The following is a 6438-nucleotide window of genomic DNA, read 5'->3' as shown; positions in this document are numbered from 1 at the left end:
AAACGAAAGAGTGAAACTACCAAACTAAAAAATAAAACTACCGATAATATTTTTATTTTGACCTCCCAACCTCCCCTCCTTTGAAGGGGAGGTACTATTGATGGGTTCTAAAAATTGATTTATTCAAAAAAAATGATACAGTTTTTAGGATTTGAATTGTTAGAACCTCTCTGAATACATTTATAAACTCACATGAGGAAAAAATTACCTTCAAAAAGTTTATCGTAACGTTTTTAAAATGTAAGGTGAGTTAGCATTTGTTTTGTAAAATTTATTTTTGATTACTTTTAAGAAATTTATACTCTTCTATAAGTTGTTCTATACCATATTCTAGAGAAACTTCAGGTGTAAACCCCAATTGTGTTAGTTTGGAAATGTCCATGCATTTTCTTGGCATGCCATCAGGTTTGGAAGTATCCCATTGTATTTCTCCGGTAAATCCACTCTTTTTGGCAATTACGTTTGCTAAGTCTTTGATACTTATATCGGTACCACTCCCTACATTTATGAAATAAGGAGAATTATAGTTTTCAAACAGAAAGAGAACGGCTCTCGCCATATCTTTTACATGTAAAAACTCTCTTTTTGCTGCTCCCGTTCCCCATGCGGTAACGAATGGTTCGTTTCTATCTTTTGCATCTACAAATCTTTTTATCAACGAGGATAACACATGTGCCTTGTCTAAATCAAAGCTATCATTTGGACCATATAAATTGCAAGGCATCAAAATAGCACAATGTAATCCATATTGTTTCCAATAGCTTTCTAACATTTTTATTCCTGATATTTTTGCTACTGCGTATGGTTCGTTCGTCGGCTCTAAAGAACCTGTTAGAAGATATTCTTCTTTCATTGGCTGTGGGCATTCTCTCGGATATATACAAGAACTCCCTAAAAAAACAATTTTTTTTACATCAGTTTTATATGATGAATGTATAACATTTGTTTGTATCATCAAATTATCATATACATACGTAGCAGGATACTTCATATTCGCATTGATACCACCCACCCTTGCGGCGGCATTGATAACATAATCGGGTTTATGTTTCATAAAAAATTCTAAAACAGCCGCTTGTGATGTCAAATCTAACTCCTCTTTGGTAGCGGTGATGAGAGAAGTATACCCTTTTTCTTTCAAGAGAGACAAAGTCGCACTCCCTACCATTCCTTTATGCCCCGTAATAAATATCTTTGATTGTTTATCTATCATTGTATTTGTTTGTAAAATAAGATGGATTCTAAATTTTTTTATAAAAAAAAGTAACTATTGGCATCTTAATAAAAAATGCTATGTGTTACGATGTATGGTGAAAAAGGTTACGGTATTGTACCATAGAATCAAAGGCATCTTTATGATTTTCTTCTTCCTTAGAAAATAAGTAGTTTTCCTCACAAATTTCCTATTTATGGAAATGAGAGATGTATGTACCTCTTCAATATACCTTTTATCTTACGCATAAATAGGCAAGTTACAAATTTTTTCGTATATTTTATCATCTATTTCAATACACAACCTTTATTTTTACTCTTTTTAATAAAAAACATACGGTAAAAAGAAAATATTGTCTAAAAAATATGTAATTATAAAATTGTTTCTCAGTATGCTTTATAATAATAGGATTCGGAAACAGACGGAAAAAGAAATAATTATTTACAAATACAAACAAACAATATGAACATACTCGTAACAGGTGGTGCGGGATTTATAGGGAGTCATTTATGTGATGCTTTGATAGAAGAGCGGGATGCAAATATCGTGGTGGTGGATAACCTTTCTTTGGGCAGAAAAGAAAATATACAGCACCTCTTTGCTCGGCGTAATTTTGCATTTCATACAATAGATATTGCAAAAGAAGAGGGGAAATTGAGTGATATTTTTAAGAATAATGCCTTTGATGTGGTGTTTCATCTTGCGGCTAACTCGGATATTGGGCAGAGTTTTCATAATCCTTATAGGGATATGGATAATACGTTTCTTACTACCTTTCAGCTTCTGAATCAAATGCGGATACATAAGGTGAGTCAGATAGTATTTGCTTCTACTTCTGCTATTTATGGGGATGTTTCTCAAGAATTAACAGAAGAATATGGTCCTCTTTTTCCCGTTTCTCATTATGGGGCAGGGAAATTAGCATCGGAAGGGTTTATATCTTCTTTTACGGAGAATTATTCGTTGCAATCGTGGATAGTTCGTTTTCCAAATGTAGTTGGGGAAAGGGCTACGCACGGGATTATTTTTGATTTTCTCAAAAAAATAAAAGAGAACCCCCATTATTTGGAAGTTTTGGGCGATGGGGAGCAGAATAAACCGTACGTCTATGTGAAAGATTTGGTCGAGGCAATTATTTTTGTGTGGAAAAACAGCACAGAAAAGTTGAATTACTTTAATATAGGGGTAGAAGATAGCACAAAAGTAAGAGATATTGCTCGTATTATTTTAGAGGAAACAAAGGAGGTTCGGGAAATACGTTATACAGGTGGGAGTAGAGGATGGGTTGGGGACGTTCCTTTCTTTGCTTATAATTTAGATAAGATACATGGCTTAGGTTGGAGGGCGAAATACACTTCAAACGAGGCAGTTCGTTTAGCAGTTCAAAAAAATATAGAAAAAAGATAGATAAGAAACATACGGATGAAAGCTGTTATTCTGTGTGGAGGAAAGGGGACGAGATTAGGGTTGACTACCATCCCAAAACCGATGGTATCTATTGGAGGGAAGCCACTTTTAGAGCATCAAATAGACCTACTAAAAAGATATAATATTACAGATATTATTTTTCTGTCGGGGCATTTGGGAGAAGTGATAGAAAATTACTTTCAAGATGGCTCAAAATGGGGAGTAAAGATTGAGCATATACAAGAAGAAATCCCTTTAGGCACAGCGGGGAGTTTAAAAGCAATTCAAGAAAAGCTCACAGAAAGATTTTTACTTCTCTATGGGGATATTATGCTGCATATAGATGTATCGGCGTTTATTGGGTTTGATGCGGAGGATGGTACTACTATTGCTTCCATTGTGGTTCATCCTAATGACCATCCTTATGATAGTGATTTGGTAGATGTGGATGAAAAACAGTATGTTCGGTATTTTTTTTCTAAACCTCATCAGGAGCATTTTTTTTATAATAACAATGTAAGTGCTGCATTGTATATAGTAAGTCCGCAGATATTCTCTTTTTTAGAAGTAAATACCTTTGCGGATTTTGGGAAAGATATTTTTCCTCGTGTCATAGCAGATGGAACTTACAGAATAAGAGCATACCGCAGTGCTGAATATATGAAAGACATAGGCACTCCCGAAAGATTAGAAAAAGTGGAAAAGGCATATAGAAGTGGATTGATAGAACGGCTCCATAAACAAAATCAACGTTCTTGTATTTTTATAGATAGAGATGGGGTTATAAATTTTGAAAAGAATAATCTAAGAAACATAGAGGAATTTGAACTTATTCCTTCTGTTTGGGAGGCAATTTCCCGTATCAATAAATCAGAATTCCTTGCTATAGTGGTGACAAATCAGCCTGTAGTAGCAAAAGGGTGGCTTTCTGTTCAAGAATTAGGAGAAATTCATAAAAAAATGGAAACGGAGCTTGGCAATAAAAGGGCATACGTAGATGCCATATACTATTGTCCGCATCATCCCGATGGAGGATTTGAAGGGGAGGTAAAAGAGTTAAAAAAAGAATGTGATTGCCGAAAACCCAATATCGGAATGATAAAAAAAGCAGCAAAAGAATTTCATATAAACCACAGTACTTCTTATATTATTGGGGATACTACTACAGATATTATGACGGGAAAAAATGCAGGACTTAAAACTATACTTGTAAGAACAGGAATGGGAGGAAAAGATGGAAAATATAAAGTTCTTCCCGATTATGTTGCAAATGATTTATACGAAGCAGTAGATTATATCCTGTCAGATAATGCTCATTAAAAAGCAGAGTAGATACCTCACATTATTAAAACTTAAATACATAGCCCACACATGGCAACAGTATTGAATTGCCTACGAATGGAATAATACCTGAAAGTTCTAAGGAATGTCTCACCCATATAGCCCTCCCTCCTAAAGAAAAAGTCCTGTATCTCAATCTGTCAGAATCATTAAAAAACGCATGTTCCGTCACTATAGCAAATCTTGTACTCAAGCGTTTCATTGCTGAAATGGTTATAATGGGAGAATCCAACCATTCCCAAGAACCAGCATTACTAAACATATTAGTTCCGCCCCATCCAACATTGACACTGATGTTATTTTCTTTATTGCCATAAGTGGCAGTTCCATAGATGACTCCAAAAAACGCATGAAAAATTGTAGAAGTTCCCAAAAAAGCACCGCCTCCTAAGTAAACATTATCTGCTACACGAAATCCAAATCTTGGATTCATAAAAAGAACAAAAGGAACAAAGGATCCTCCACCTATAGAGAAATTATCTGTTACCCCATACTGAAACCCATTAAATAAAACAAGAAAATTTTGAAAATATGCTTCTTTTTTCTTCAAAGGAATAGCAGAATGGGTCACCGCATACCTCGTAGGATGAGGATTAGTAAACCTATATTTACTACTTTCTTGCTGGGTAATGGCAATGGATTGTATTTTTTGAAAAGGCACCTCTACTATTCCCATGTGGAGTACTTCCATTTGTATGGAGGACTTATTTATATTTACTATATGCCCTGTAACAAAAGAAGTATTATTTTTTGTTTGTATAGAAAAAAGATGTTCTTGGGTAACCTTTTCTATATCTTCTATATTTTTTGTGTTTACTTGCATTTTTCCTAAAAAAATATCCTCAAAAGCGAGGTATTCGGAGGATAAGCTCCCTTTTTTTCCCAAGAGAGTAGTTTTATTTTTTAGAACAACGTAATAATAAGAAGTATCCACATCTTCGCTTTTTTTATCAGATACAAACTGACCATATACAGGGCAGCAACAACCTCCACAAATCAAATAAAAAACTATATTCTTAAAAAGGTGCATGTAAGTTTTCTGTATTGTTATGTAAAAAATATGCGAAAGTATTATTCAAATTTAAATACATAGCTCAGACCGGGCAAAACTATCGGGTTGCTCAATAAGGTTGGTGAAATAGCTAAAGCATCTATGGAATGCTTCTCCCACAAAATCCTTACTCCGAACGAAAAAATAATAGATCCCAATGATGATGAAGTATTAAAAAACCAATTTTCTGTCACCAAGGCAATTCTTGTATTCACACGCTTCATTCCCGAAAGAGACATAATAGGATAATCTCCCCACTCCCAAGAACTACTATTAAAATTATTTCCTGCCCATCCGAGGTTTATACTTATATTATTTTCTTTATTGCCATAAGTAGCAGTTCCATAGAATATCCCAAATACATTACCTCTATTTATACTGTATGTGAGATTAAAAGTACCAAGAAGGGCACCTCCTCCTAAATAAAACTTATCTGTTATACGAAAACCAACTTTGGGGGTAATATAAATGAAAAAAGGAATAGCGAATCCCCCACCTATAGAAAAATTATCCGTTAATCCATACTGAGCGTTATTAAATATGAAATATGTGTTTTGAAAATACCCGTGTCTTTTCTTTAAAGGAATGGCAGAAGGGTTAAAAAAATATCTCGTAGGATGCGGGTTCGCAAATTCATATTTACTACTTTCTTTTCCACGAGGTGTGATGGATTTTATGGTTGCAAAAGGTACGTCTATTATTCCTAAGTGTACCACATCTACTCGTATAGAGGACTCATTTATACTTATTATACTTCCTGCAAAAGAAGTATTATTTTTTGTCTGTATAAAAAAGAAACCTCCATTGGTAACCTTTTCTATCTCTTCTATATTTTTTGTGTTTACTTCTATTTTTCCTAAAAAAACATCTTCAAAAAGAAGGTACTCGGAAGATAAATTTCCTTTTTTTCCAAATAAAGTGATATCATTTTTCAAAATAGCATAGTAATAGGTAGTATCCACATTTTCGCCTTTTCTATCAGGTGAAAATTGCCCATATAAAGGGCAACAACAAATTCCACAAATCAAATAAAAAACTATATTCTTAAAAAATTGCATACACATTGTTAGTTATTGTTATATAATAAAATAATTGATGACTCTTTATTAAGTATTTTTATGCCACAAATGCACGAGTTTATTCATTTTTCGTAACCATTTAGCAAGTATTGTTAGATTCTGAAATTCTTTATAAAAGTGAATCTATACATGCTTTTATGTTTAATAATTTTTCAGGTAATTCCATTTTTTGAATATTTTATGCCAATATACTCAATTATTATTTTGTTTATAATAATTTTTTATAAGAGATAAATAGTTATTATTTTTCATTATATAAATTCCGAAAGGATGCAATTTTTATAGAAAACAAGATTGCTTAACAAGAACAAATCTCTAATGGATATAATTATAGATGGGTTCTAAAA

General features: G+C 33.3%; 5 protein-coding genes. 2 read left to right on the top strand and 3 right to left on the bottom strand.

What is annotated here, in order from left to right:
* Positions 1-271: 271 nt before the first annotated feature.
* Positions 272-1213 carry a GDP-L-fucose synthase gene (locus QM536_09185; protein MDI9357181.1) on the bottom strand — a complete coding sequence of 314 codons (942 nt, stop codon included), beginning with the start codon at positions 1211-1213 and terminating at the stop codon, positions 272-274.
* A gap of 462 nt (positions 1214-1675) precedes the next feature.
* Between QM536_09185 and QM536_09180 the strand changes: the two genes are divergently transcribed.
* Positions 1676-2620 (top strand): GDP-mannose 4,6-dehydratase, encoded by a 945-nt coding sequence (locus QM536_09180; protein ID MDI9357180.1) that lies wholly within the window; start codon positions 1676-1678, stop codon positions 2618-2620.
* 15 nt (positions 2621-2635) lie between these two features.
* On the top strand, positions 2636-3940 hold the full coding sequence (locus QM536_09175) for an HAD-IIIA family hydrolase (GenBank protein MDI9357179.1): 1305 nt from the start codon (positions 2636-2638) through the stop codon (positions 3938-3940).
* Positions 3941-3965: 25 nt separating this feature from the next.
* On the opposite strand, the gene QM536_09170 is transcribed toward QM536_09175, so the two are convergent.
* Both QM536_09170 and QM536_09165 read right to left on the bottom strand, forming a co-directional pair.
* Positions 3966-4991, bottom strand: coding sequence for a hypothetical protein (locus QM536_09170; GenBank protein ID MDI9357178.1), 1026 nt, complete (start codon positions 4989-4991; stop codon positions 3966-3968).
* Positions 4992-5032: 41 nt separating this feature from the next.
* Entirely contained in the window at positions 5033-6070 is a 1038-nt protein-coding gene (locus tag QM536_09165) for a hypothetical protein (GenBank protein ID MDI9357177.1), read from the bottom strand.
* Positions 6071-6438 lie beyond the last annotated feature (368 nt).

The sequence above is a fragment of the Chitinophagaceae bacterium genome (genome assembly GCA_030053935.1).
Classification (GTDB): Bacteria; Bacteroidota; Bacteroidia; order Cytophagales; family JASGCU01; genus JASGCU01.
The sequence above is the reverse complement of the archived record's forward strand: the minus strand, read 5'-3'. Positions and strand labels throughout refer to the sequence as shown.